The 21,330-nt window shown below is 68.4% G+C and carries 26 protein-coding genes; 14 read left to right on the forward strand and 12 right to left on the reverse strand.

Annotated features, from left to right (window positions below; all coding sequences use genetic code 11):
- The first annotated feature begins 17 nt into the window (after positions 1 to 17).
- The 5 genes from ACRC20_RS04240 to ACRC20_RS04260 all read left to right on the forward strand — a co-directional run bounded on the left by ACRC20_RS04240 (position 18) and on the right by ACRC20_RS04260 (position 3,195).
- Positions 18 to 785, forward strand: coding sequence for a DUF2786 domain-containing protein (locus ACRC20_RS04240; protein WP_438685097.1), 768 nt, complete (start codon positions 18 to 20; stop codon positions 783 to 785).
- A 13-nt stretch (positions 786 to 798) separates the two neighbouring features.
- Complete coding sequence (locus ACRC20_RS04245; protein ID WP_438685098.1) at positions 799 to 1,323, forward strand: TIGR04338 family metallohydrolase; 525 nt, start codon at positions 799 to 801, stop codon at positions 1,321 to 1,323.
- Positions 1,320 to 1,949, forward strand: a complete 630-nt coding sequence (locus ACRC20_RS04250) for a GNAT family N-acetyltransferase (RefSeq protein ID WP_438685099.1) — start codon at positions 1,320 to 1,322, stop codon at positions 1,947 to 1,949. The genes ACRC20_RS04245 and ACRC20_RS04250 overlap by 4 nt, the downstream gene beginning before the upstream one ends.
- Positions 1,950 to 2,177: 228 nt before the next feature.
- Positions 2,178 to 2,723, forward strand: coding sequence for a ferritin (locus tag ACRC20_RS04255; protein WP_438685100.1), 546 nt, complete (start codon positions 2,178 to 2,180; stop codon positions 2,721 to 2,723).
- 10 nt (positions 2,724 to 2,733) lie between these two features.
- Complete coding sequence (locus ACRC20_RS04260) at positions 2,734 to 3,195, forward strand: hypothetical protein (protein ID WP_438685101.1); 462 nt, start codon at positions 2,734 to 2,736, stop codon at positions 3,193 to 3,195.
- Between the two features lie 31 nt (positions 3,196 to 3,226).
- On the opposite strand, the gene ACRC20_RS04265 is transcribed toward ACRC20_RS04260, so the two are convergent.
- The 3 genes from ACRC20_RS04265 to ACRC20_RS04275 are packed head-to-tail and all read right to left on the reverse strand — an operon-like array spanning position 3,227 to position 5,915.
- Positions 3,227 to 4,000: a glycerophosphodiester phosphodiesterase gene (locus ACRC20_RS04265; RefSeq protein WP_438685102.1), complete on the reverse strand. Its 774-nt coding sequence runs from the start codon at positions 3,998 to 4,000 to the stop codon at positions 3,227 to 3,229.
- Positions 3,997 to 4,992 carry a DUF4328 domain-containing protein gene (locus ACRC20_RS04270; RefSeq protein ID WP_438685103.1) on the reverse strand — a complete coding sequence of 332 codons (996 nt, stop codon included), beginning with the start codon at positions 4,990 to 4,992 and terminating at the stop codon, positions 3,997 to 3,999. Before ACRC20_RS04270 ends, ACRC20_RS04265 begins: the two co-directional genes overlap by 4 nt.
- Positions 4,989 to 5,915, reverse strand: a complete 927-nt coding sequence (locus tag ACRC20_RS04275) for a S49 family peptidase (protein ID WP_438685104.1) — start codon at positions 5,913 to 5,915, stop codon at positions 4,989 to 4,991. The genes ACRC20_RS04270 and ACRC20_RS04275 overlap by 4 nt, the downstream gene beginning before the upstream one ends.
- Positions 5,916 to 6,029: 114 nt before the next feature.
- Here ACRC20_RS04275 and ACRC20_RS04280 point away from each other — a divergent pair, with 114 nt between their 5' ends.
- Complete coding sequence (locus ACRC20_RS04280; protein ID WP_438685105.1) at positions 6,030 to 6,968, forward strand: TIGR03560 family F420-dependent LLM class oxidoreductase; 939 nt, start codon at positions 6,030 to 6,032, stop codon at positions 6,966 to 6,968.
- Here the strand turns inward: ACRC20_RS04280 and ACRC20_RS04285 are convergent.
- Positions 6,957 to 8,048, reverse strand: coding sequence for a GIY-YIG nuclease family protein (locus ACRC20_RS04285; RefSeq protein WP_438685106.1), 1,092 nt, complete (start codon positions 8,046 to 8,048; stop codon positions 6,957 to 6,959). The two genes, ACRC20_RS04280 and ACRC20_RS04285, sit on opposite strands and share 12 nt — an antisense overlap.
- Before the next feature lie 38 nt (positions 8,049 to 8,086).
- Complete coding sequence (msrA, locus tag ACRC20_RS04290; RefSeq protein ID WP_438685107.1) at positions 8,087 to 8,812, reverse strand: peptide-methionine (S)-S-oxide reductase MsrA; 726 nt, start codon at positions 8,810 to 8,812, stop codon at positions 8,087 to 8,089.
- Positions 8,813 to 8,998: 186 nt separating this feature from the next.
- Here msrA and ACRC20_RS04295 point away from each other — a divergent pair, with 186 nt between their 5' ends.
- From ACRC20_RS04295 to ACRC20_RS04315, 5 genes are all read left to right on the forward strand, one after another.
- Entirely contained in the window at positions 8,999 to 9,604 is a 606-nt protein-coding gene (locus ACRC20_RS04295) for a superoxide dismutase (RefSeq protein WP_007472187.1), read from the forward strand.
- Positions 9,605 to 9,718: 114 nt separating this feature from the next.
- Entirely contained in the window at positions 9,719 to 10,243 is a 525-nt protein-coding gene (locus ACRC20_RS04300) for a peptidase (RefSeq protein ID WP_438685108.1), read from the forward strand.
- A gap of 16 nt (positions 10,244 to 10,259) precedes the next feature.
- Positions 10,260 to 10,748 carry a hypothetical protein gene (locus ACRC20_RS04305; protein WP_438685109.1) on the forward strand — a complete coding sequence of 163 codons (489 nt, stop codon included), beginning with the start codon at positions 10,260 to 10,262 and terminating at the stop codon, positions 10,746 to 10,748.
- A 198-nt stretch (positions 10,749 to 10,946) separates the two neighbouring features.
- The gene (locus ACRC20_RS04310; RefSeq protein WP_438685110.1) at positions 10,947 to 11,645 is read left to right on the forward strand and encodes a TMEM165/GDT1 family protein; all 699 of its coding nucleotides are present in this window, start codon (positions 10,947 to 10,949) and stop codon (positions 11,643 to 11,645) included.
- A gap of 30 nt (positions 11,646 to 11,675) precedes the next feature.
- Positions 11,676 to 12,437, forward strand: a complete 762-nt coding sequence (locus tag ACRC20_RS04315) for an SDR family NAD(P)-dependent oxidoreductase (protein ID WP_438685111.1) — start codon at positions 11,676 to 11,678, stop codon at positions 12,435 to 12,437.
- Between the two features lie 88 nt (positions 12,438 to 12,525).
- Here ACRC20_RS04315 and ACRC20_RS04320 read toward each other — a convergent pair whose 3' ends face one another.
- From ACRC20_RS04320 to ACRC20_RS04340, 5 genes are read right to left on the reverse strand one after another with little or no spacing between them, the layout of a single operon-like run.
- Positions 12,526 to 12,876, reverse strand: coding sequence for a YbaB/EbfC family nucleoid-associated protein (locus tag ACRC20_RS04320; RefSeq protein WP_438685112.1), 351 nt, complete (start codon positions 12,874 to 12,876; stop codon positions 12,526 to 12,528).
- A 41-nt stretch (positions 12,877 to 12,917) separates the two neighbouring features.
- Positions 12,918 to 13,157, reverse strand: coding sequence for a DUF7683 domain-containing protein (locus ACRC20_RS04325; RefSeq protein WP_438685113.1), 240 nt, complete (start codon positions 13,155 to 13,157; stop codon positions 12,918 to 12,920).
- On the reverse strand, positions 13,158 to 14,462 hold the full coding sequence (locus ACRC20_RS04330; RefSeq protein ID WP_438685114.1) for a colicin E3/pyocin S6 family cytotoxin: 1,305 nt from the start codon (positions 14,460 to 14,462) through the stop codon (positions 13,158 to 13,160). It lies immediately after the preceding gene.
- Entirely contained in the window at positions 14,459 to 14,746 is a 288-nt protein-coding gene (locus ACRC20_RS04335) for a WXG100 family type VII secretion target (RefSeq protein WP_438685115.1), read from the reverse strand. The genes ACRC20_RS04330 and ACRC20_RS04335 overlap by 4 nt, the downstream gene beginning before the upstream one ends.
- A 10-nt stretch (positions 14,747 to 14,756) precedes the next feature.
- The gene (locus ACRC20_RS04340) at positions 14,757 to 15,056 is read right to left on the reverse strand and encodes a WXG100 family type VII secretion target (protein ID WP_438685116.1); all 300 of its coding nucleotides are present in this window, start codon (positions 15,054 to 15,056) and stop codon (positions 14,757 to 14,759) included.
- Positions 15,057 to 15,261: 205 nt separating this feature from the next.
- Between ACRC20_RS04340 and ACRC20_RS04345 the strand changes: the two genes are divergently transcribed.
- From ACRC20_RS04345 to ACRC20_RS04355, 3 genes are all read left to right on the forward strand, one after another.
- Positions 15,262 to 16,158 carry a TauD/TfdA dioxygenase family protein gene (locus ACRC20_RS04345; protein ID WP_438685117.1) on the forward strand — a complete coding sequence of 299 codons (897 nt, stop codon included), beginning with the start codon at positions 15,262 to 15,264 and terminating at the stop codon, positions 16,156 to 16,158.
- 120 nt (positions 16,159 to 16,278) lie between these two features.
- Positions 16,279 to 16,920 (forward strand): DUF6474 family protein, encoded by a 642-nt coding sequence (locus ACRC20_RS04350; RefSeq protein ID WP_438685118.1) that lies wholly within the window; start codon positions 16,279 to 16,281, stop codon positions 16,918 to 16,920.
- The gene (locus ACRC20_RS04355) at positions 16,917 to 18,104 is read left to right on the forward strand and encodes a hypothetical protein (RefSeq protein ID WP_438685119.1); all 1,188 of its coding nucleotides are present in this window, start codon (positions 16,917 to 16,919) and stop codon (positions 18,102 to 18,104) included. Before ACRC20_RS04350 ends, ACRC20_RS04355 begins: the two co-directional genes overlap by 4 nt.
- Before the next feature lie 16 nt (positions 18,105 to 18,120).
- On the opposite strand, the gene otsB is transcribed toward ACRC20_RS04355, so the two are convergent.
- Positions 18,121 to 20,673, reverse strand: coding sequence for a trehalose-phosphatase (gene otsB, locus ACRC20_RS04360; protein ID WP_438685120.1), 2,553 nt, complete (start codon positions 20,671 to 20,673; stop codon positions 18,121 to 18,123).
- 61 nt (positions 20,674 to 20,734) lie between these two features.
- Positions 20,735 to 21,328 (reverse strand): flavin reductase family protein, encoded by a 594-nt coding sequence (locus tag ACRC20_RS04365; RefSeq protein ID WP_438685121.1) that lies wholly within the window; start codon positions 21,326 to 21,328, stop codon positions 20,735 to 20,737.
- Positions 21,329 to 21,330: the final 2 nt, after the last annotated feature.

Genomic DNA, 21,330 nt, shown 5'->3' on the forward strand with positions numbered 1-21,330 from the left:
TTCTCTAGGCTGGTGTCGTGACGAACCACGACGACCGCAGCCTCGCGCGGGTGGCCGCATTGCTGCGCCAGGCCGAGGGCACCGACAACGAGCACGAGGCCGAGGCGTTCCTCGCCGCCGCGCAGCGCTTGGCGACGGCGGCCTCCATCGACCTCGCGCTCGCGCGGGCGCACAGCACGAACCGGGCCAAACAGGCGAAGCCCGCGCAGCGGACGGTGACGGTCGGCGAGCGCGGCTCGAAGGGGCTGCGCACCTATGTGGCCCTGTTCAGCGGCATCGGGCAGGCGAACCAGGTGAAATGCGACGTCTCGCACGACTCGACGTATGTGCTCGCCTTCGGCTTCCCCGAAGACATCGACGCGACTGAGGCGCTGTACGCGAGCTTGCTGGTGCAGATGGCGAAGTCATGCGAGTCCTACCTGGCCTCGGGCGCGCACCTCCCGACCCCGAAGATCACCGCTCGGCTGAATTTCCAGCTCGCCTTCGCGGGCCGGATCGGGGCCCGTCTGCAGCAGGCCCGCGAGGAGGAGGAGCGGGCGGCGCGCCGAGACGGACGAGCCACGAGCGGCGCCAGCACGTCCACCGAGCTGGTGCTGCGGAACAAAGAGCTGGAACTGGCCGACTTCTACCGGCAGACCTCGAAGGCGAGGGGCAGCTGGCGGGCGGTGAGCTCGGGCAACGCTTGGTGCGCGCGCTCGCAGCGCGCGGGCGACCGGGCGGGGTCGGACGCCAGGATCGGCGCGCAGTCCGCGTTCGCGGGGGCGCGCCGGGCTCTCGGTCGATAAGGGAACTGGGAAGGTGGCAGGCCGGGACAGCGGGCGCTCGCGCGTCTACGCGGCGCAGCGGCTCGTCCACGCCGTGTTCGACAACGCCGAGCGCGCCGGATCGCGGGAGGCGGTGTTTTTCGGGACGCGGCTGACGGTCCCGCCGGAGGCGAAATTCGCCTCGGTCGAGTCGTTGCAGCGCTACGTCGACCAGGTGCTCGCGTTGCCCTCGGTCCGGCAGCGCTGGCCGCCCCGCGCCGATGCGGCGGTGGCCGTGCGCAAACGCAAGGGCGACCGGGCGGCGCATTACGAGCGGATCGGCGAGGGCGGGGTGATCGCGGTCCCCGACGGCAGCGCCGCCGCGGCCCAGTCGCCGACGGGCTGGGCTATGCGCGAGCTGGTGGTCTTGCACGAGCTGGCGCATCATTTCGACTCCGGCGACGGCGGCGCGCACGGCCCGGAATTCCAGGAGACATACGCGGAGCTGGCCGGTATGGTCATGGGCGCGGAAGCCGCCCATCTGTTGCGCGTGGCGTTTTTGCGGGAAGGTGGACCATGAGGCATGTCGTGCTCGTCGGGGACGGGATATGGCTCTCCGCGCCGACGGCGGCGGACGTCCCGGCGATCACCGCGTGCTGCCAAGAGCCCGGCCTCGCCGAGATGACCTCGTCGATTCCGATCCCGTTCGCCGAGGCGGACGCGCGTCATTTCGTCACCGAGATGGTCGGGCCGGAATGGTCGCAGGGCACGTCGTTGACATGGGCTGTCAGGTTGCAAGAAGCAGGCGAGGCCGTTGGGATGGTCGGGCTGCACGGCTGCGGGCGGTTCGTCTCCCCGGCCGCGCGCGAGGGCGGCGAAGAGGGTTTCGCCTTCGACCAGGCAGAGCTGGGCTATTGGCTCTCTGCCAAGGCTCGCTCGCGCGGGATCATGACCGATGCGGCGCGCCGGGTCTGCGAGTTCGGCTTCGACGCGCTGCGGCTGCGTGCGATCCGGTGGCAGGCGCTCGTCGGCAACGCGCCTTCCGCCCGGGTCGCGCGGCGCGCGGGGTTCCGTTTCACAGGCGTCGGTTGGTTCGAGGATTGGCGAGGAAGCGGCGCGGACGTGTGGACGGCGGCGCTGCGCCCCGAGGAGTTTCGCGGGTCGGGCCAAGGTCCGCTGCCGCAAGGCTGGCCGGACGGAATTTAGCGGGCCGTGGTTGAAAATCGGCTGCCCTGTCCCGCTGGCCGCGTCTTCCCCGACGCGAGGGCCCGATATCAAGCATGAGCCGTGGTCGCGGGAGAATAAGTGGGAAAAGCGGGGCGAATTCTCCGATAAGGCTAGCCAAAATAAGGCTCGACTTATTTCAGAAAAGGCTATCCTTAGTTAGGTTGAGCTTGGGTGACATGGCCGTTGACCTGCGCTAAGCTTGTGTACATGAGCGAGCACGACACCTCCCGGTCGAAATTCAACGCGTTGTTGAACGAGCAGATTCGAAATGAATTCACCTCGTCGCACCAGTATGTCGCCATTGCGGTGTATTACGACGATCTGGATTTGCCTCGGCTTGCGAAATTCTTTTATCGGCAGGCGTTGGAGGAGCGCAACCACGCGTTGGCCGCGGCGAAATACCTCATCGACCGCGACGTGCATGTGGAGCTCGGCGGCGTGCAGGCGGTCAAGTCCGACTTCGAGAACTTCCTCGAGCCGATCGAGCTGCTGCTCGCGAACGAGAAGGAAGTCACCGAGCAGTGGGACCGGCTCTTCCGCACGGCCAGGGACGAGCACGACTCGCTCGGCGAGCAGTTCACCCACTGGTTCCTCAAAGAGCAGGTCGAAGAGGTCTCCATCGCGACAACGCTGCTCCGGATCGCGAAGCGCGCCAAGGACAACTGGTTCGACGTCGAGGAGTGGGTCGCCCGCGAGTTGAGCGACCTCAAGACCGCTGACGACCACCCCCCGGTGGCGGGCGGCGCCCTGTAGCCCCGTGGCGATGAAGTCCCCGCTCGGGGTGGCGGGAGTGGCGCTTCTCGGCTTGTCCGTCATCGGCTGCGGGGGCTTCGGCGGACTTGCCCACGGCAAGGGCGGGAAAAAGGACTCGAAGAAGGCGTGCGCGGCGTTCAGCAGGGACTACCACGCTGTCGACGAGGCGCTTGAGGATTTGCAGAAATTGCGTGGCAAGTCCTATAGCAGCAATTCGAGCGTCGACGCGCTGACCGCGTTCCTCGGTTTTCTGAATGCGACGAGCAAGTTCGACCCGAAGTTCGTGCTCGACCCGATGAGCGGCTCGGTCGAGTCCGCCCTGACCGCATTGCACGATTCTCTGGCCCGGGTGAAGCAGGACCTGGACACGAGCGAGCAAGGCTCTACGCCGGACCTGCAATCGGCGCTCGACGACGGGCAGCGGGTTCCGGGCGCCCTCGCGGGGCTGAAGGCGGCGTGCGGCCAGTCGTGACCGTCGGGCCCTCGGCCTGAGGCGGGAGCGCCTAGAGGGGTTTCGGCGCGAGCAGCTCTTTGGTGCGCTGCGGCCAGTTCGTCGCGATCCATCGAACGCCGAGGTCGCGGCAGAGCTCCACGTCCGAAGGCTCGTCCACGGTCCAGCAATACACCGTTTTGCCCCGTTGGGAAGCCCGCTGGGCCAAATCTGGCGCGGCGCGCAGCAGCCTGACCGACGGGCCGAGTATGTCCGCTACGGCGAAGCTCGCGCTGGAGCCGAGCAGTTGGCGGGTCGACTCGGCCAAATAGACCCGTGGCACGTGGGGGGCGAGCTGGGAGAGCCTGCGCACGGCGAGCGCGGAGAACGACATCACCACGACGGGCGGACGGCTCGGGTCGGGGCAGCGCAGCAGGCCGTGTTCGGCCAATGCCTGCGCCAAGGCGCGTTCGAGGCCGCCGCCCTGGCGGATCGGGTGCTTGGTCTCGACGAACAGGGCGACCTCGCGCGAGGGGTACGACCGGACGAGCTCCAGGAGCGCGTCGAGGCGCAGAAGCTTCGCGGGCTCGCCGTGCTGGTGCCAGCTCCCGTAGTCGAGCTGGTCGAGCTGCTCGAAGGTGGACGCGCCCACAACGAGGCTGCCGGAGCTGGTCCTGGCGGTGGTCCTGTCGTGCACGCAGACCAGCGTGCCGTCCGAGGTGAGCCGGACATCGCATTCGAGCCCGTCCGCGCCCTGTTCGATCGCGAGCTCGTACGCTGCCAACGTGTGCTCGGGCCGCTCGGCGGAGGCGCCCCGGTGCGCGACGACTTCTGGCGGCGGGCTCACGTTGTGACTGGCTCTGGCGTGTTCGAGGATTCGGCGGCGACGACCCACCTCGCCGGTTTGCCCGATTCGGCGATGGCGCGGGGGTGTTTGCTGGCCTCGATCTCGGCCAGCAGCGCGTAGGTCTTCAGGACGAGGAACAGGAGCACGAGGCCGAGCACGGCGCCGAGGAGGAGCGCCTCCGTCCGTGCTTGGACAGATCGGTCCAAGCTCCAAAGCGCGAAGCCGAGGACCGCGAGATGTCCGCAGGCCCACCATATCCACCACGACTTCAGCATTGGTTGCCAGTCGCGCCTGCCGCTGCGCACATGCTCGGCAAGCAGCTCTTTGAGCAGCACGCCGAGCGCGACGAGGTTGACCAGCGGCAGCAGGGCGAGCAACAGGATCTCCCACCAGCGCCGGGGGTCGGTCCGGTTGTTCGCGGTGTAGGCGAGGTCGCGCTCCACCCAGAGCCACCAGGCGAGCGCGGCCTCGGCCGCGACGGCCATGACGACCGAGGACCAGAAGGCGAAGCTCAGCAAGACGTCCGAGGCCCCGGCGAGCAGCCAGGGCACGAGGTGTCCCCTGCCGTAGAAGGCGAGCCCGTAGCGCAACGCTGCGGCGAAGGCGAACAGCGCGAGGAATGAGACGAGGGCGTACAGCGCGATCTCGATCAGAGTCGTGCGGGTCGGTTTTTCCTGTCCGGGGGCGAAGCCGGTCGGTGTTTGCGGGAAGTGCTGGACCAGTCCCCAGCGCGGCGGCGACGCGTACCGGGGGGTCGGCGCGGTCGGGCGCGGCGGCCGGGGCCGTTGGGGGACCGCGCTCGGCGGGCGGAACGCGTGCCAGCGGTAGCCCGGAGGCAGGACGGGGATGCGCGAGCTGGGTCCCTGGCTCGGCCGCGTGGGGGGCCTGTCGGCGGGGACTTGCTGCGCCGCGCTCGGCCAATGCCCCGACAGCCCGGGCAGGTGCGGACGCTGCGGGTACGGGGGGCCTGCTGGCGGCGGAGGGAAGGTCATAACCCGAACCGGGACCACATGGCGCGGCGCTCGACGGCGGACACCGCCCCGTCTAGGGCGCGCAGCGCGATGTCTTCGACCGAAGCCGCGAGGCCGAGGCGCTGCAGGAGCTGCTGCTTCGGCTTGACCTCGTGCGGTTTCGCGTCGGGGAACCGCTCGGCAAGGACGGTGCGCAGGCTGCCGACGGCGTCCGCGACACCGAGCTCGACGGCGCGTTTGCCGATCCACACGTCGGCGTTGAACAGCTCGTTGTCCGCTCCGACGAGCTTCGGGCCACGGCGTTCTTTGACCCAGTCGATGAACACCTGGTGGATGTCGGTCTGGATCTCGGCCAGCCAGGCGATGTCTTCGGGCTTCTCCGGGAGGAAGGGGTCCAAGCGGGACTTGTTCGTCCCTGCGGTGTGCACGCGGCGCTCCAGCCCGAGCTTCTCGATCGCCTCGGCGAGGCCGAACGAGGAGGACACGACGCCGATCGAGCCGATGACAGTGCCCGAGGACACGAAGATCTCGTCCGCCGCGCAGGCCAGCCAGTAGCCGCCGGAGGCGGCCACGTCCTCGCAGAACGCGAGCACGGGCTTCTCGTGCTTGGCGGAGAGCTGTCGGATCCGGTCCCCGATGAGGGCGGATTGGGCGGGCGAGCCGCCCGGCGAGTTGATCACGAGCGCGACGGCGACCGCGTCGCTGGCGCTGAACGCGTCGGCGAGCGGGGTCTCCAGGTTGTGCGCGTTCAGGGCTCCGCGCCCGAACGGCCCGCCCCCGGGGCGGATGACCCCTTCGAGCCGGACGACGCTGACGGTCTTCGCGCCGGACTTCTTCCGCAGTGCGAGCAGCCCGCCGCCGAAGGGCAGCTTCTTCTCAAGGGCCTTCGGGTCGAAGACCTGCGGGCCAGGTGTCCGCGCCACTGCGCCAGCCATGTCTCTCATGGCTCCCAGCATAGCGATGAGCAATCGCAACATGCCGCCAGCATACAGCACCTCCCCGGCGTTCGGTAGAACAAATTTTCTAAGAAAAACAATCTCCTGTGCTACGATGCGGGCGTGGAGTTCTGCGTCTTCGTGGGCCCGAATTTCGGCGCGACGTACGAAGACCTCGCGCAGGTCGCCCGCCAGGCGGAAGGGCTGGGGTTCGACGGGTACTTCGTCTCGGACCACTACACCGCGTGGGAGGGCGACGGGCTGCCGGGGCCGACGGACGCCTGGACGACCCTCGCCGGGCTTGCGCGCGAGACGTCGCGGCTCCGCCTCGGCACGCTGGTCACGGCGGCGACTTTCCGGCATGTCGGCCCGCTCGCGGTCACGGTGGCCCAAGTCGACGCGATGAGCGGGGGCCGGGTGGAGCTCGGCCTCGGGACGGGCTGGCTGGAGGGGGAGCACGCCGCGTACGGCATCCCGTACCCGCCGCTCGGCGAGCGGTTCGAGCTGCTGGGCGAGACGCTCGACGTGCTGCGGCAGTTCTGGGCCGTCCCGGTCGGCGAGCGGTTCGACTACGAGGGGAGGCGGCTGCGGCTGCGGGGCTCGCCAGGGCTCCCGAAACCAGCGCAGGCCCAAGGGCCGCCGATCATCCTCGGCGGCATCGGCCTGAACAAGACTCCCCGTCTCGCCGCGCTGCACGCGCACGAGTTCAACCTGCCATGGTCTCCCGCGCCGGACGCTGCCGTGATGCGCGGTCGGGTCCGCGAGGTGTGCGAGGAGGCGGGCCGCGACCCCGACAGCATGCGGTTCTCGGTCTCCGTGCAGCTCGGCGTCGGGCGGACCGAAGCCGAGGCCCGCGCGCGGCTGGACCCGGCGAACTACAAACTGGACGTGCTCCCGCCCGCGCATTTCGCGGGGTCCCCGGCGCAGACGGTCGACTGGCTCGGGCAGTACGGGGAGCTCGGGATCGACCGCTTCTACATCCGCAACCCCCCGAAGCCGGGCGTGGCCGAGGGCAACCTCGAGCTCATCGCCGCCGAGGTTTTGCCGCAGCTACGGCGCTGATCCGTTCTTCTCGTCCTCCTGCTTTTGCAACAAGGCGAAGATGTCGTCGGCGAGGTTGTAGTCATGGTATTTGGCTTGGATGCTCCTCCCCTTGAGCAGCAGGCCCATCGCAAATTTGCGAGAGCCTGCGGACACTGCGGGCGAGGACAGGAATTCGTCAGCGGCATCCGCAGGGGAGCCGCTGTATTCGAGTCGTTTGACCGGGCCGGATGTGCGGTACCCCTTGGGGTCTGGATCGGCGAACTCCAATAGATCCTCGGGGATCGCCGTGTCTGGTGAGAGGTTGAAGAAGCCTCCCGTGGCCCACCACTCCTCGTCCACGGGAAGGCCTTCTTCGGCGAGGACTTCAGGAGGAAGCCGGTCCTCGTACAGGACGAAGGCTTCGACGCTGTTCACTGAGATCGCGGTCAGTCTTTGGTGGAATTTCGATTTGTTCGTGTCCGGCAGGCTCGTCACCCCCCAGAAGACTCCTTCGGTTTGATGGGGGGAGATGAGGCTGTTTCGCACGTAGGAGGCTAAAGCCGCAAGGATTTCGGGGTAGTCCGGCCGTGCGGAGAGCTCACGATATTTGCTGGTGGGCTCATGGCGACCTCGGGGAAGTTCGCCCCTGTCGCCTATGTCCAGTGTGTCTCTTTCGCCCCGTAGCCAAGCCTGCAGCGTTTCTGGCTCGATGACGATTTCTAGTCGGGACGAGTCCGAGGGGAGCCCGACGTGGGCTATGTTGCGGAGTTTGGCCCCTTGTGCTTCGAGCTTGGCGATCACCTGTCGTTCGATTCGCTCTAGCTCGGTCTTCTCCAGGTCCAATGGCGAGAATTTGAGTTCGACGATGTCGCCGGATAGCTCCGGTCGAAGCTTCGCTTCCTTTTCCCAGCGGCGTTTATGGTCCGAGAACCGTCCGAGGAGCTTCGTGGTCTGGCCCACGTACTCCATGCCGTCGGCGAAGGTGAGGATATAAACGCCAGACAGCTGCGCGCGGGCTAATGAGGGGAGGACGGCGGAAAGCGAAGCCCCTTCTGGGATCGGGTAACGCTTGAACCTCAACTGGTCCGGAAATCTCCCCGCGCTCGCTCCCTCGCTCACGCCATGATCGTAATTCCGCCGGGGCGGTTTGTCGCGGGTTACGCGCCCTTTGGTCCCAACCCGATCGGGCAGGACACCCCGGTGCCGCCGTGCCCGCAGTATCCGAACGGGTTCTTCGCGAGGTACTGCTGGTGGTCTTCCTCGGCGAGGTAGAAGCCGGAGTCCGTCGCGGACCGGGCTGCCAACGGGCGGATCTCGGTGCTGATCGGTCCGTAGCCCTCGTTGCTGAGCTCGCGCTGGTACGCGTCCCGGCTCTCCTCGGCGAGTTTCTGCTGCTCGGGGGTGGCGGTCAGGATCGCGGAGCGGTACTGCGTCCCGATGTCGGCGCCCTGGCGCATGCCTTGGGTGGGGTCGTGCGACTCCCAGAAGACGGCCAAGAGCTGCTGGTAGGAGGTCTGGTCGGGGTGGAAGGCGACCAGCACGACCTCCGCGTGGCCGGTTCGGCCGGAGCAGACCTGCTTGTAGCCGGGGTTCGCCGTGGTGCCGCCCGCGTAGCCGACCGCCGTGGTGAACACTCCTGGCAGGGACCAGAAGGCCTTCTCGAAGCCCCAGAAGCAGCCGCCGCCGAAGACCGCCGTCACGACGTCCTCGGGCCAAGCGGGATTGCGCGGGCCGTGATCGGAAGGCGCGAGCGGGTCGAGGGGCGCTCCGCCCAGGAAGTTCTTCCCGCCGCGCAGCACGGGGAACGCGCTCCCCGGCAGGGCGTCTTCGGGGGAGATCACGGTCAGTTTCGCGTGCGCCCGCGCATCGGAGAAGAGGCCCATGCGCATATCGTACGCCGATTTCGGCACAGGGATATTCGGCTCGCCGAAGAAAAAAATTCGTACGACCCTCGGTTGCCGGGCCGCTCGGCGAGTGGGGCTAAGTTGGTTCAGGACGAGCGGTGATCCGCGCGCCCAACCACGGGCGCTCTCGTCCGACCTCGACGTCACTCAGTGAGGAGCACAACCATGGCCACCTACAGCCTGCCGGATCTGGACTACGACTACAGCGCGCTTGAGCCGCACATCAGCGGCCAGATCAACGAGATCCACCACACCAAGCACCACGCGGCCTATGTCGCGGGCGCGAACGCCGCGCTGGAGAAGCTGGAGGCCGCGCGCGAGTCCGGCGACCACGCCGCGATCTTCTTGAACGAGAAGAACCTCGCCTTCCACCTCGGCGGCCACACCAACCACTCCATCTGGTGGAAGAACTTGTCCCCCAACGGGGGCGACAAGCCGGTCGGCGACCTCGCCTCGGCGATCGACGACCAGTTCGGCTCGTTCGACAAGTTCCAGGCCCAGTTCTCGGCTGCCGCGAACGGCCTGCAGGGCTCCGGCTGGGCGTGGCTCGGCTACGACGCGATCGGCAAGAAGCTGCTGACCTTCCAGCTTTACGACCAGCAGGCGAACGTCCCGCTCGGGATCGTCCCGCTGCTCGGCGTCGACGTGTGGGAGCACGCGTTCTACCTGCAGTACAAGAACGTGAAGGCCGACTACATCAAGGCCGTCTGGAACGTCGTCAACTGGGAAGACGTCCAGTCTCGCTTCGCGAAGGCGCTCGCGCAGGCGTAACCGCACGCGCGACACGCCACGAAAGCCCTGGTCGGATGCCTCCGACCAGGGCTTTCGGCGTTTAGCACTCAGGGGACCTTGTGTGCTAGCCGGGGTTTCCCGCATCATTCCCAGATGGAAGACCCTGTGGAGATCGCGGCATTCGCCGCAGAAGGCGCGCTGCGCGGGTTCCTCGTCTCCGGGCGGTGGCCGGAGAACACGAAAGAATGGCTGCGCCTGCTGACCATCGCGGTCAAGATGGCGAGCGTGCCGGGGCTCTTGCAGACGACCACGGTGTTCGGGGCGCGGGAGGAGCGCCCCGAGGAGGCCGAGGTCCCCAATGCGGTGGGCCTCCTGGTGGCCGAGGGCTCGTTGCTCGGGAACGGCGCGCTCGTCCCTGGCAGCCTCGCCGAGCTGCGCCCCCCGGCCTTGCTGCTGCTGCATCCTCCGTCGGAGACCACGCCGTCGCTGCCGGAGTGCGAGGGCGCGGCCTCGGGATGTCTGCTGCTGCCGGGCTTGCCGCATCTGGGATTGGAGCACCGTGCGGCGTGGGTGGAGGCGGGCCGGGACGGCTCGGTCACCTCGATCGTCAGCAGGACGGGGGAGCGGGCGCTCGACGACCCGGACGCGGCCGTGCTCGCTATGCTCTTAGCGGCCTGAGAGCGAAGGGACGGGCATGCCTGGATCGAAGAGAGCCGCGCGCCGCGCCGCGCTCGTTTTGTCCGCGTTGTTCGCCGTGGCCGGTTCTGCCCAGGTCGCGTCGGCCGATCCCGATGTTCCGCAGGGCTGCCTGGTGCTGGCGTTGGCGACGAAGCGGTTCGAGGACCTCAACGACAAAGTCAAGGGCCTCGACGGCCAGGCGGGCTCGGCGGAGCAAGTCCGGGCGAACGTCCGTGGGCAAGTGGCGCTGTGGCGGCAGATGCGAGATCTGTTCGGCGAGGCGGCGCGGAACATCGCCGACGCGCCGGAGCTCGCCGAGGCGACGAAAGAGAACGGGGAAGCCATCGGGCAGTACGCGGACGCGGTGGAGGAGCTCCTCCCGCACAGCAAGGAGAATCCTCCTTCGGCAGAATTGAAAGCCCGGTTCGAATCGGCCGGGCAGCGCAAGGGGGACGCGGGCGCGGCGATGACCGACGCGGCGCGAAGGGTGTGCGCACAACAATAGAATTCGTGCGCGCAGCTCGGGGGAATTCATTAGGAGAATTCTTATTCTGGCTGGTGGGAAGAGCATTGGGCGGAATCGCGGCAATTTTTTCAACGAGGCTTTGAATTATATTTTTCGGCTCGCCGAATTCTAGCTTTATCGTATTCCGAATTCATAATGCGCGTTGCATTTGTCGAATCCCGTCATTATAGTTTTGGGGTGCGAGAAATTCTTGAGGCTTTCCTCCTTTCCTTCGGCGTGGTGTTCCTCGCCGAGTTGGGGGACAAGTCGCAGCTGCTCGCATTGCTCTTCGCGACGCGGATGCGCCCGTGGCTGGTCGTCGTCGGGATCACCGTGGCCTCGGGGGTGGTGCACCTCGTCTCGGTCGGGGCGGGCCGCTATGTCGGCGACGCGCTCGACCCCCGGCTCACCACGGTGTTCGCGGGCGCGGCGCTGATCGGCTGCGGCCTGTGGGGGCTGCGGGAGCGGTTCGCGGCGGGGGAGGGGGCTATGGAGATCTCCGCCGCCCCTCCTGGCAGGCTGGCTTCCATCGCCACGGTCGTCTCCGCGTTCCTCCTCGCGGAGCTGGGCGACAAGACGATGTTCGCGACGGTCGCGCTCGGGGCTCGGCACTCGTTCCTCGGCGTGTGGCTCGGCTCGACAGCGGGCATGGTCGCCGCGGACGCGCTCGCGATCGTCTTGGGCCTTGGCCTCGCCAAGCGGATCCCGTACGGGAAGCTCATGGCGTGGGCGAACGTGATGTTCCTCGCGCTCGGTGGCTGGTTCCTCGCGGACGGGCTCTGGCAGTTCGCCCCCGCGCTGGCGCTGGCGCTGGTCGCGGTGCTGATCGTCGGCGGGATCGCCTTGTTCTGGCTCTTCCGGAGGAGAAATCGAGAGCTGCTAGGCTCACATCGATAACCCGAATGTGAGCTACGAAGGAGCAAAAATATGGAGATCGCTGGGGCTTCGGTACTGGTGACAGGTGGGGCCTCCGGGCTCGGCGCGGCGACGGCGCGCAAGTTCGCGCAGGCGGGGGCGCAGGTCTTCGGTTTGGACCTCAAAGCGTCGATCGACAAGGCCGAGCGCGTGGAGAACGTGAGCCTGTTGGAGGCCGACGTCACCGACGAGGCGAGCGTACAGGCGGCGATCTCGACCATTGAAAGCTCCGCTCCGCCGCTGCGCGCGGTGGTGAACTGCGCGGGCGTCGGCTGGGCGGCCCGCATCCTCGGCAAGGAGGGCCCGCACCCGCTGGACCTCTTCCGCAAGGTCATCGAGGTCAACCTCGTCGGCACCTTCAACGTGCTGCGGCTCGGGGCGCAGTCGATCGCCAAGAACGAGCCGGTGGACGCTGACGGCCAGCGCGGCGTGGTCATCAACACCGCGTCGGTCGCCGCGTTCGAGGGCCAGATCGGCCAGGCCGCGTACGCCGCCTCGAAGGGCGGGGTGCACGCCCTGACCATCAGCGCCGCCCGCGACCTCGCGCGCAGCGGGATCCGTGTGGTCACCATCGCGCCGGGGACGATCGAGACCCCGATGCTCGCGGGCGTGACGGAGGACTTCAAGAAGACCCTCGGCGAGTCGGTGGTCTTCCCGCAGCGCCTCGGCAAGCCCGACGAGTACGCCGCGCTCGCCGCGTTCATCGTCAGCCACGACTACATCAACGGCGAGACCATCCGCATGGACGGCAGCATCCGCATGGCTCCGCGCTGAGCTCTCTCGAACCCTGTTCTCCGGGGCGGGCCGCTTCTGCGGCCCGCCCCGGAGCTCGTTCGGGCGCGATGTTTCTTCGATCCGGCGCTTATGTGTTTTGGGTGAGTTCCCGGACCGCGTCGAGGGCGGCGGCGATGCCGGGGTCGGAGGTGAAGGGCTTCGCGATCTCTTGCGCGCGTCGTGATGCGGTGTCGCGCGCTTCTTGGATCGTTTGGAGCAGGAGGTTGGCGAGGCTGGTCTCGCCGAGCTGGAGGGCTTGGGGGGATAGGCGGATGTCCGTCACCCGGCCTTGGGCGTCGACGTTCACGCCGACTTCGCCTTTCGCGGAGGACGCGCGCACATCGAGGGCGGCGATCGCTGTTTGGAGGGCTGTGGCTTTGCGCCGCAGTTCTGAGAGGTGCTCTAACTGCTGCCGGTCCTGCTCGTCGGGGTCGGTCATATCTGTTCCTGGTTCGTGGAGGGTACGGGCTGAGGGCGGGTCTATTCGTCGTAGAAACCGATCTGGTAGTCGACGGCGTCGTCGAACGAGAATTTTCCGTCGGCATACGTGGCAAGCTCTTCGAGCGCGCTCCTGCTCGGAATGTCGTAGCCGTAGTAGATGTCTGGATCGTCTTCGGGGAGCCCGAGGATCCGTCGTACCGTCGCGTCAGCGATGGAGGAAAGCGCGAATTCGTAAGCTAGGGACTCGGTTGTTTTGTCAAATGCCTCGAGGTACCACATCTATTTCTCCACAGTCCTGCCGGGAACTGGCTTGCCCACTCGCTCTCCAGTTTTGGGATTGAACTCGCCCTCGTGAGTTTTTCCGTCCTTACTGTATCTCTCGACCGTGCCTTTCTTCGAGTCCCATTCGTAGATCTTACCTTTCCCGTCCTTCCATCGCGGGCGAAGAGAACCGCCCCCCTGAACAGGTGTTTTTTTCTTATCTGGCTTCGCGTCCGGGAAACCGTCGAGTGTTTTCGGCGCTGGTTTCGGTTCGTGCATGCCGCTGCGTGGGTTGCTCCCGGCGGCTGTGGCCATGTAGGCGGTCGCGGTGGAGTTGAGGAGGTCGTCGAGCGCGTGGCTGACGCCGCCGATGGCGCCGCCGACGACAGTGCCGATGATCGCACTGTCCGCGATGACAGCCGCGTCGAGCGTGATGAGGAACGGGAGGATCTCGGCCGCCGCTGCTGCGGCGACCGCCCCGCCGCCGAGCGAGGCTCCTTCCGCGCCGCCGCCGATCCCACCGGCCACGGTTCCGCCTCCCGGCTCGACGACGGTGCCTGCGACGATGCCGACGATGCCGCCGACGACTAAGCCTATGCCTGCGCAGATGGCAACGGTCTTGAGGGCGCTGCGGATCTTGTTCTGAGTGTCCTCGACATCCTTCGCGAAGCGGTCGCAGCCGCTCGCGAGCTTCTCGTACAGCGAGGCGGTGTCGTCGACGCTGAACGAGACGAGGTCGACTTGTGTCGTCGCTTGGTCGATTTCGGGGGACTCTTGCTCGGAGATCTCTGTGCCCGCCGTGCATGTGGCGGTGCTGGTGGCGCGCAGGCTGCTCGCGGCGGCCCGCCACGCCGTTCCGAGGGCGCGGAGCTTGTCGGGATCGCCGTCGGGCCAGTCGTGCCCGGTGAGCAAGGGCGCGACGATCGACCATCCGGTCGGGGCGTCGATCCCCTGCCCGTAGGCGCCTCGGAACGTGGGCGTCGCGTAGTGGCCGACGTTCGCGGGCGCGGAGACGCTCGCGCCGGGCGGCGTCTTGGCCGCGCTCTCCGCGTTCTGGTGGTTCACCGCAGTGTGCGCGAGCAGGTCGTGCATCTTCCCGTAGGCGTTGGCGATGTTCGCGCCCGCCTTGACGGCCTCCGATGCGGCGGGGTCGTAATCCTTCGTGAACTTTTTGGCGATGTCGCACTTCCCGGCGCATCCCCAGTCCTGGTCAAGGGTGCTGGCGAGGGCGCTGATCGCTTTGCTGTCGGAGTCGTGCGCGGTGCTGTAGGTCCCGGCGGCACGGGAGAGCACGTTCCAGTCGACGGCGATCGGCGCGGTCACGGCCACATCCCGACGTTGTGGGCGATGTTGCCGGAGTAGACTTCATGCGCGTTGCTGACGTTCGTCTTCAGTTCTGTCAGCGCCTCGCGCATCTCGCGGGCCCCTTTCATCCAGGCTTGGTGCTTGGCCTCGTGCTGGGCCTTCGCGTCCCCGTGCCAGTGGACGCCGAGCGAGGCGACCTCGCGGTCCACCGACGCGAGGTGCTCGTCGACCCGTTTCCCGGTGGCCTCTGCCTCTTCGACCAGTTCGAGGATCTGTTGCAGATCCGCCTTGTAGCTTGACATGTCCGCCTTCCTAGAAATTGAACGAGCCGAGCTGGTCGGCCTGGTCTTGGTCCTCGGTCGTGTAGCTGTTCGCGGCCTCGTGCAGCAGCGTGGAGTCCTCGCTCAATGCCGAGGCCACTCGTTTCGCCGCGTCCGTCCATTCCTCCCAGGCGCTCGCGTGGGAGCGCGACGCCGCCCCCAGCCAGCCGGAGTCTGTCAACTCGGACATCTTCTTGGACAGTTTCTCCACCTCGTTCCACAACTCGTCGGCCCAGGAGGATTCCTGGGCCGCGACCGCGCGGATCCGCGCGGGGTCGGCTTGCAATGCCATCCGGTGTCCTTGCCCTCAATAGATTAGCTCCCGCAACTTCGGGTACTTCTAGGTATTATAACGCGGGGCGGTGTCGAACTCTGGCCTGGGCATTCGATCAGTCGGGACTATCGCGCGAAACACAGTGCGCTAATAGCCGCATGGACAGCGGCATCCGTATGGTTCCGCGCGCCCGCGAAGCCGGAAAGAGGCTATCGTTGCCTGCATGGGCATACGGGTCGTCAAACTCGGCGAGCACATCGGAGCCAGGATTGACGGCTTCCGGCTCGGCGGCGGTCTCGACCCGCAGGCCACCGCAGAGATCAACGCGGCGCTGCTCGAGCACAAGGTGGTCTTCTTCCGCGAGCAGCACGGCCTCGACGACGAGGGCCACAGCGCCTTCGCGCAGAGCCTCGGCGACCCCGCTGGCGCGCATCTCCACGACCCCGCCGCCAAGGTCTCGGCCATCGACAGCGAGTACGGCGGCAAGGCGAATTGGTGGCACACCGACATCACGTTCGCCGACCGGCCGCCGAAGGCCGCGATCCTGCGCGCGGTCGACCTTCCCGATTTCGGCGGCGCCACGCTGTGGGCGAACACGGCTGCCGCGTATCAGCAGCTGCCGGGCCCGCTGCGCCAGCTCGCGGACAGTCTTTGGGCCGTCCACGACAACTCCGCGTTCATCACCGACCTCAGCCCCGAGCAACGCGCGGCGGCGGAGCAGCATCCGAACACCGCGCAGTTCTACGCCCAGCTGACCGCCGTCCCCATCGCGGCCGAGCATCCCGTGGTCCGAGTGCATCCGGAGACGGGCGAGCCTTCGTTGTTGCTCGGCGTCTACGCGCGGCGCGTCCTCGGCGTGGACGAGTCGGAGTCGAGGGCGCTGATCCAGATGTTCCAAAACCGGATCACCCGCCCCGAGCTGACGATTCGATGGGACTGGAAGCCGGGCGACGTCGTGATCTGGGACAACCGCGCCACGCAGCACTACGCCGTGTCCGACTACGGCGGCCAGCGCAGGCTCATGCGCCGCGTCGTCCTCGGCGGCGACGTCCCCGTCGGCCTGACGGGCGAACGCAGCCGCCTCGTCGCGGGCGGCGGCTCGGGCCTGCTCCGCCGTTAGCCTCGGGACCGGCGCGGGGCGGTCGGCGCCATCCGCATGCCGCGCCCTGTCGGCCCACGGTATGCTGAGCTGGTCAGCGAAAGTTTTCAAGCTGGAATAAAGCAACGGAGGTCGGCCCAGGTGGCGATATTCGGCGACAAACGCAAACGGGCCGCGCTCCGCGCGCAGTCACGCGCGGAGCGGGTGGAACGACTCCTCGCATCGGCGCTCGAGTCTGTGGGCGAAACCGTCCCGCATAGCAAGAAGATCGCGCAACTGCACGCGAAGACCTCGAAGCGCCACGACCAGGCCGCTGTGCGGCTGGCCGAGCTGGAGCTCGCGAAGACGCAAGAAGGCAGGCTCTTGTCCACGAAAAAGGTCAAACGTCTGCTGTCCGTCGCGCGCCTGCTGACCCCGGTGGCGGTGCCCCTCGCGTACCGCGCGGCGACCGGGGCCCGCGAGCTCTACGACAACTACCAGGCGAACAAGGCGCAGCAGCTCGCGTCGCCGCAGCCGTCCCGCGCGGACCGGCTCGCGGCGTTGTCCGAGCGGATCGAGTCGACCCGCTCGGACGCTGCCGCGCTCGTCGCGAAGTCGCCGGGCGACGCGGCCCTCAAGGAGTTCAGCGCCCACGCCGAGGAGCGCCTGAAGGAGCTCTCCGAAGCGGTGACGACCGCCCGGCGGCTTTCCGCGCCCCGAAGGGTCAGCGCGCAACGGAACATCGTCCGTGAGCTGGACGAGCTCGACACGAAGCTTTTGGAGTTCCGGAACGTACGGCTGTGACCCCGCCCCAGGCGCGCCGCAAGAAGCTTGCGGCGCGAGTCGCTGCGGCCTGCGCGGCGGTGGTCGCGGTCGGCTCGCTCGCCGTCGCGGCTGGTCCGCAGCAGCAGCTGGCCCGTGGCGCTGGTCCTGCCCAGCAGGCCCTCCCCGGACAAGAGCACGGGCAAGACCAGGTCTCTGAGTACTTCTTCGGCGGCAAGCTCGACGACTACGGGCTCTCCCTCGACGTGAAGATGCGGCGCAAGCTGCTCGTGCTGCGCGCGCACCGGCGGCTCAACCCGTGCGGTGTGGTGGATCCGGTGAAGCTGGTCGCCGCCGACCCGTCCTTCCAGCGGTTCGGCGTCGACGGCGACCTCTCCGCGTGCTCGCTCTTTTTTGAAGGGGGCAGAGCCGAGGGGGACGGGCCGTCCGAGGTGACTGTGAAGGTCTCGCAGAACCCGCCGACCATGCGGGAGGTGGCGCGGTTCGCGGTGGGGTCGGTCGTGGTGCGCCAGCACGCCCCGGCCGAGCCCGGCACCTGCTTGTACGCCTTCGACCTCGGCGTCGCGCAGCTGCCTGCGGCGCCGGAGCGCCTCGCCGACTTCCAGGCCCAGATCACCGCGCCGGAGGAGTCGGGCGACGACCCCTGCGCCCGAGGGCATGCGGTCGCTGCCTCGGCGGCCGCGCGGGTGTCGTCGAAAGGCGCGCCGCAATGGTCGCCGACCGACCCGGTCGCACGGGTGGCCGAAGCGGATCCGTGCCTTCCCGCGCGGAAAGCGGCTGGCGTGGCGGGCCTGTCGGACGCGGATGTCGGGACGCATTGGTGCGCCTTTTTGATTCGGCCGAGCGCCAAGGCCGAGCCCGTGCTGGTCAAGCTGAGCGCGCAACTGCGCCCGGCGGCGTTCGCGAACCAGCAGAGCGACTCGTGGAACCTCACCGAGACCCAGACCACGGAGCGCGGCGACACGATGCTGGTGGTGTACAGCGGCGCGTTCGACCCCGCGACGAAGTCCTACCGGCCCTCCTCGGACAAGCAGCACTGCGCCGTCTACCTCATGGCGAAAGACCCGCTGCTGCCGAGGACGGTGGACGCGAGCGAGGTGGACGAGTCCGAGACCAGGCTGCCTGTGGTGGCGGTCGAGGGCGACCAGGCGCCGTGCTCGGTCAACCGGGACGTCGCGGCCGCCTGGGCGGCGCAGCTGCGCTGAGCCTGCCGCGCCGGGTTCAGTGCTCGCTGAGCAGCTGCGCGCACCGCAGCAGCCCGATATGCGAGTACGCCTGCGGGTGGTTGCCGAGCGCGCGCTCCGCGACGGGGTCGTACTCCTCGCTGAGCAGGCCGGTCGGCCCTGCGGAGCGCACCAGCTGGTCGAACAGCGCCTCGGCCGACCCGCGCCTGCCCACGAGCAGGTACGCCTCCACCAGCCAGGCCGCGCAGAGGTGGAAGCCGCCCTCGCCGCCGGGCAGCCCGTCGTCGTGGTGGTAGCGGTACACCGTCGCGCCGCTGCGCAATTCGGTCTCGGTCGCGACGACCGTCGCCTTGAACCGCTCGTCCTTCGGGTCCAAGAGGCCCGACAGCCCGATGTGCAGTGTCGCCGCGTCCAGGTCCGTGCCGTCGTAGGCCGCGGTGTAGGACTTGGCGGTCTCGTTCCAGCCCTCGCGGAGCACCTCTTCGCGGATCAGGTTGCGCAGCAGCAGCCATTCGCGGGCCGCTTTGCGCCCGTGCTGCTCGGCGAGCGCGATCGCCCGGTCCACCGTCACCCAGCACATCACCTTGGAGTACACGTGGTGGCGGGGGTTGCCCCGGATCTCCCAGATCCCGTTGTCGGGCTCGCGCCAGCGTTTCTCGACGGCGGACACCATCGCGACGACGAGCTCCCATTCCGCGTCGGTGAGCGACTCCTGGCCGGGATCCGCCGCTGTCCGCGCCGAGGCGAGCGCGGCGATGAGCTCCACGACGGGGCCGAACACGTCGAGCTGGACCTGGTGGTCCGCCGCGTTCCCGATGCGGACGGGCCGCGAGCCCGCGTACCCCGGCAGGGTGTCGATCACCGCTTCGGCGGGGATCGGGCCGCCCTGGATGGTGTACAGCGGGTGCAGGCGCTCCGGGCACACGACGCTCTCCAGGACTCGGTGCAGCCAGGCGAGGTACCCCTCGGCCTCGGCGAAGGAGCCGAGCGAGACCAGCGCGGACGCGGTCATCGCGGCGTCGCGCAGCCAGCAGTAGCGGTAGTCCCAGTTGCGGACCCCGCCCATCTCTTCGGGCAGCGACGTCGTCGCGGCGGCGAGGATCGCCCCGCTGTCCGCGTGCACCAGGCCCCGCAGGGTGAGGGCGGAGCGTTTCATGAGGTCGGGCTTCACCGGCGGCAGCTTCAGGCTGGCAGCCCAGTCCCGCCAGTACCGCTCCGCCTCGTCCCGCCGCTGCGGCTCCGGGACCGGGTGCGGGCCGAGGTCGTCGGAGCCGCAGCGCAGTTCGAGCACCACGGGGCCCGCCGAGGGGTCCACTTCCGCGTGCGCGGTCGGCTGCGGGCCGTCCTCGTCCACCGTCCACACGACGCCGGGGGAGCGCAGCACGATCGGGTCGTTGGTGCCATGGACCCGGAGCCCGTCCTCCTCGACCTGCAGCGAGATGCGGGCGTTGCCGAAGTCCGGGCGGGGCGCGAAGCGCACGACCGCTTTCGCGGAGCCCTCGACGACCCTGGTCAAGTCGGTGCGGCCCTGCGGCGACCCGTGTTCGAGGTAGTCGGTGACCTGCAGCGAGGCCCATCGGGTCTGCACGGTCATCGTGCCGTCGACGTAGCGCTGCGAGAGCGGCAACGAGGGCCGGGCGGGCCCGACGCTGAAGTGTCCGGCTTCCGCTCCGCCCAGCAGGTGCGCGAACACGGCGCCGGAGTCCGGCTCCGGGTGGCACAGCCACGTCACGGTCGCGTCCGGGGCGATGAGGCCGACGGTGCGCGGACTCGCGAGCATGGTGAGCCGCTCGATCGGGCTGGCGTGGTCGCCGCGCAGCCAGATCTTGCGCTCCTCGCTGAGGAAGGCGAGCGCGGTGGCGACGTCTGCGGGGTCTTTCACCCGGTATTTCGCGGCGGTCGCCGCGTCGCCGACCTTCACACCGACGTCCGGGCCGTGCAGCCGCACGAAGGCCCGCTCGTCGGTGACGTCGTCGCCGAGGAACACGGCGGCCGTCGCGCCGACCTGGTGGCGCAGGATGTCGAGCGCCTCGCCCTTGTCGGTGTGGATGACGGACAGCTCGATCACCGCTTTGCCCTCGGTGACGCTCACGCCCTCCCAGGCCGCCGCGCCTTGGCGCACCGACTCCAGCGCGGCTTCCGCGGCCTCGGGCTCCATGCCCCGGACGTGGAACGCGGCGCTGGCGGGCTTGCGCTCGATCCGGGCCTGCGGCTGCTCCTCGTGGATGATCCGCTCGAACTCGGCGACGACCCGGCCCAGCAGCGCGCGCGACTCGTCGTCGATGGCGTTGACGAAGCCGATGTCGAATTCGGAGCCGTGGCTGCCGACCAAGTACACCTCGGCGGGCATGCGGGAGAGCGTGGCCAAGTCGCGCAGCGCCCGGCCAGAGATCAACGCGCCGGTGGTCGCGGGCAGCTCGGCGAGGGAGCGCAGCGCCCGAGCCGCCTCCGGCAAGGGCCGCGCGTCCTCCGGGCGCAGCACGATCGGAGCCATCGTGCCGTCGTAGTCGCAGGCCACCAGGAGCCGTGGGGTGCGGGCCACGGCGAGCAGCGCTTTGCGCAACTCCGCGGGGAGGTCTTGGGCGGTCATGCGAACACGGTACTAGAGCCGCGCGGCCTCGTCAGAGGTTCACTCCCCGCTTCGACGGCGTTCACGGAGCGGCGGGCCGGTCGATGGCCCGCACTTCGCCCGGAAAGCTCCACTCCGTGCGGCCGAGGCGGGTCAGCGGCGCCAGGTCGGGGAAGGACGGCAGGCCGTCTTCGGCGAGGACATCGGGGTCCGCCGAGACGCACAGCACGTCGCCGAGCACGAGGAAGCTGCCCTCGACCGGGATGATCTCGCGCAACGAGCATTCGATGGCGAGCGGCGACTGTGAGACGCGCGGCACGTCCACCCGCTCGCTCGGCTCGTCCGTGAGGCCGACCGCTTCGAACTCGCTCACCTCCGCGTCGAAGGGCGCGGAGGTGGCGTTGATCTTCTCGAAAAGCGGCTCGGCCGCGAGGTTGATGACGAATTGCTTCGTCTCGCGGATGTTGCGCAGGCTGTCCTTCTCGCCGTTCGAGCTGAACAGCACCACCGGGGGCATGCCGCTGACGACGGTGAAAAAGCTGTACGGGGCCAGGTTCGGCGTCCCTGCCGCGCTGCGGGAGGAGACCCAGGCGATGGGCCTTGGCACCACGGAGGCCGTGAGCACGCCGTAGAAGTAGGCCGGGTTGTCGTCTTTGGGGAGCAGGACGGTGCGCATGG

This window comes from Segniliparus sp. (genome assembly GCF_051660745.1).
GTDB lineage: Bacteria > Actinomycetota > Actinomycetes > Mycobacteriales > Mycobacteriaceae > Segniliparus.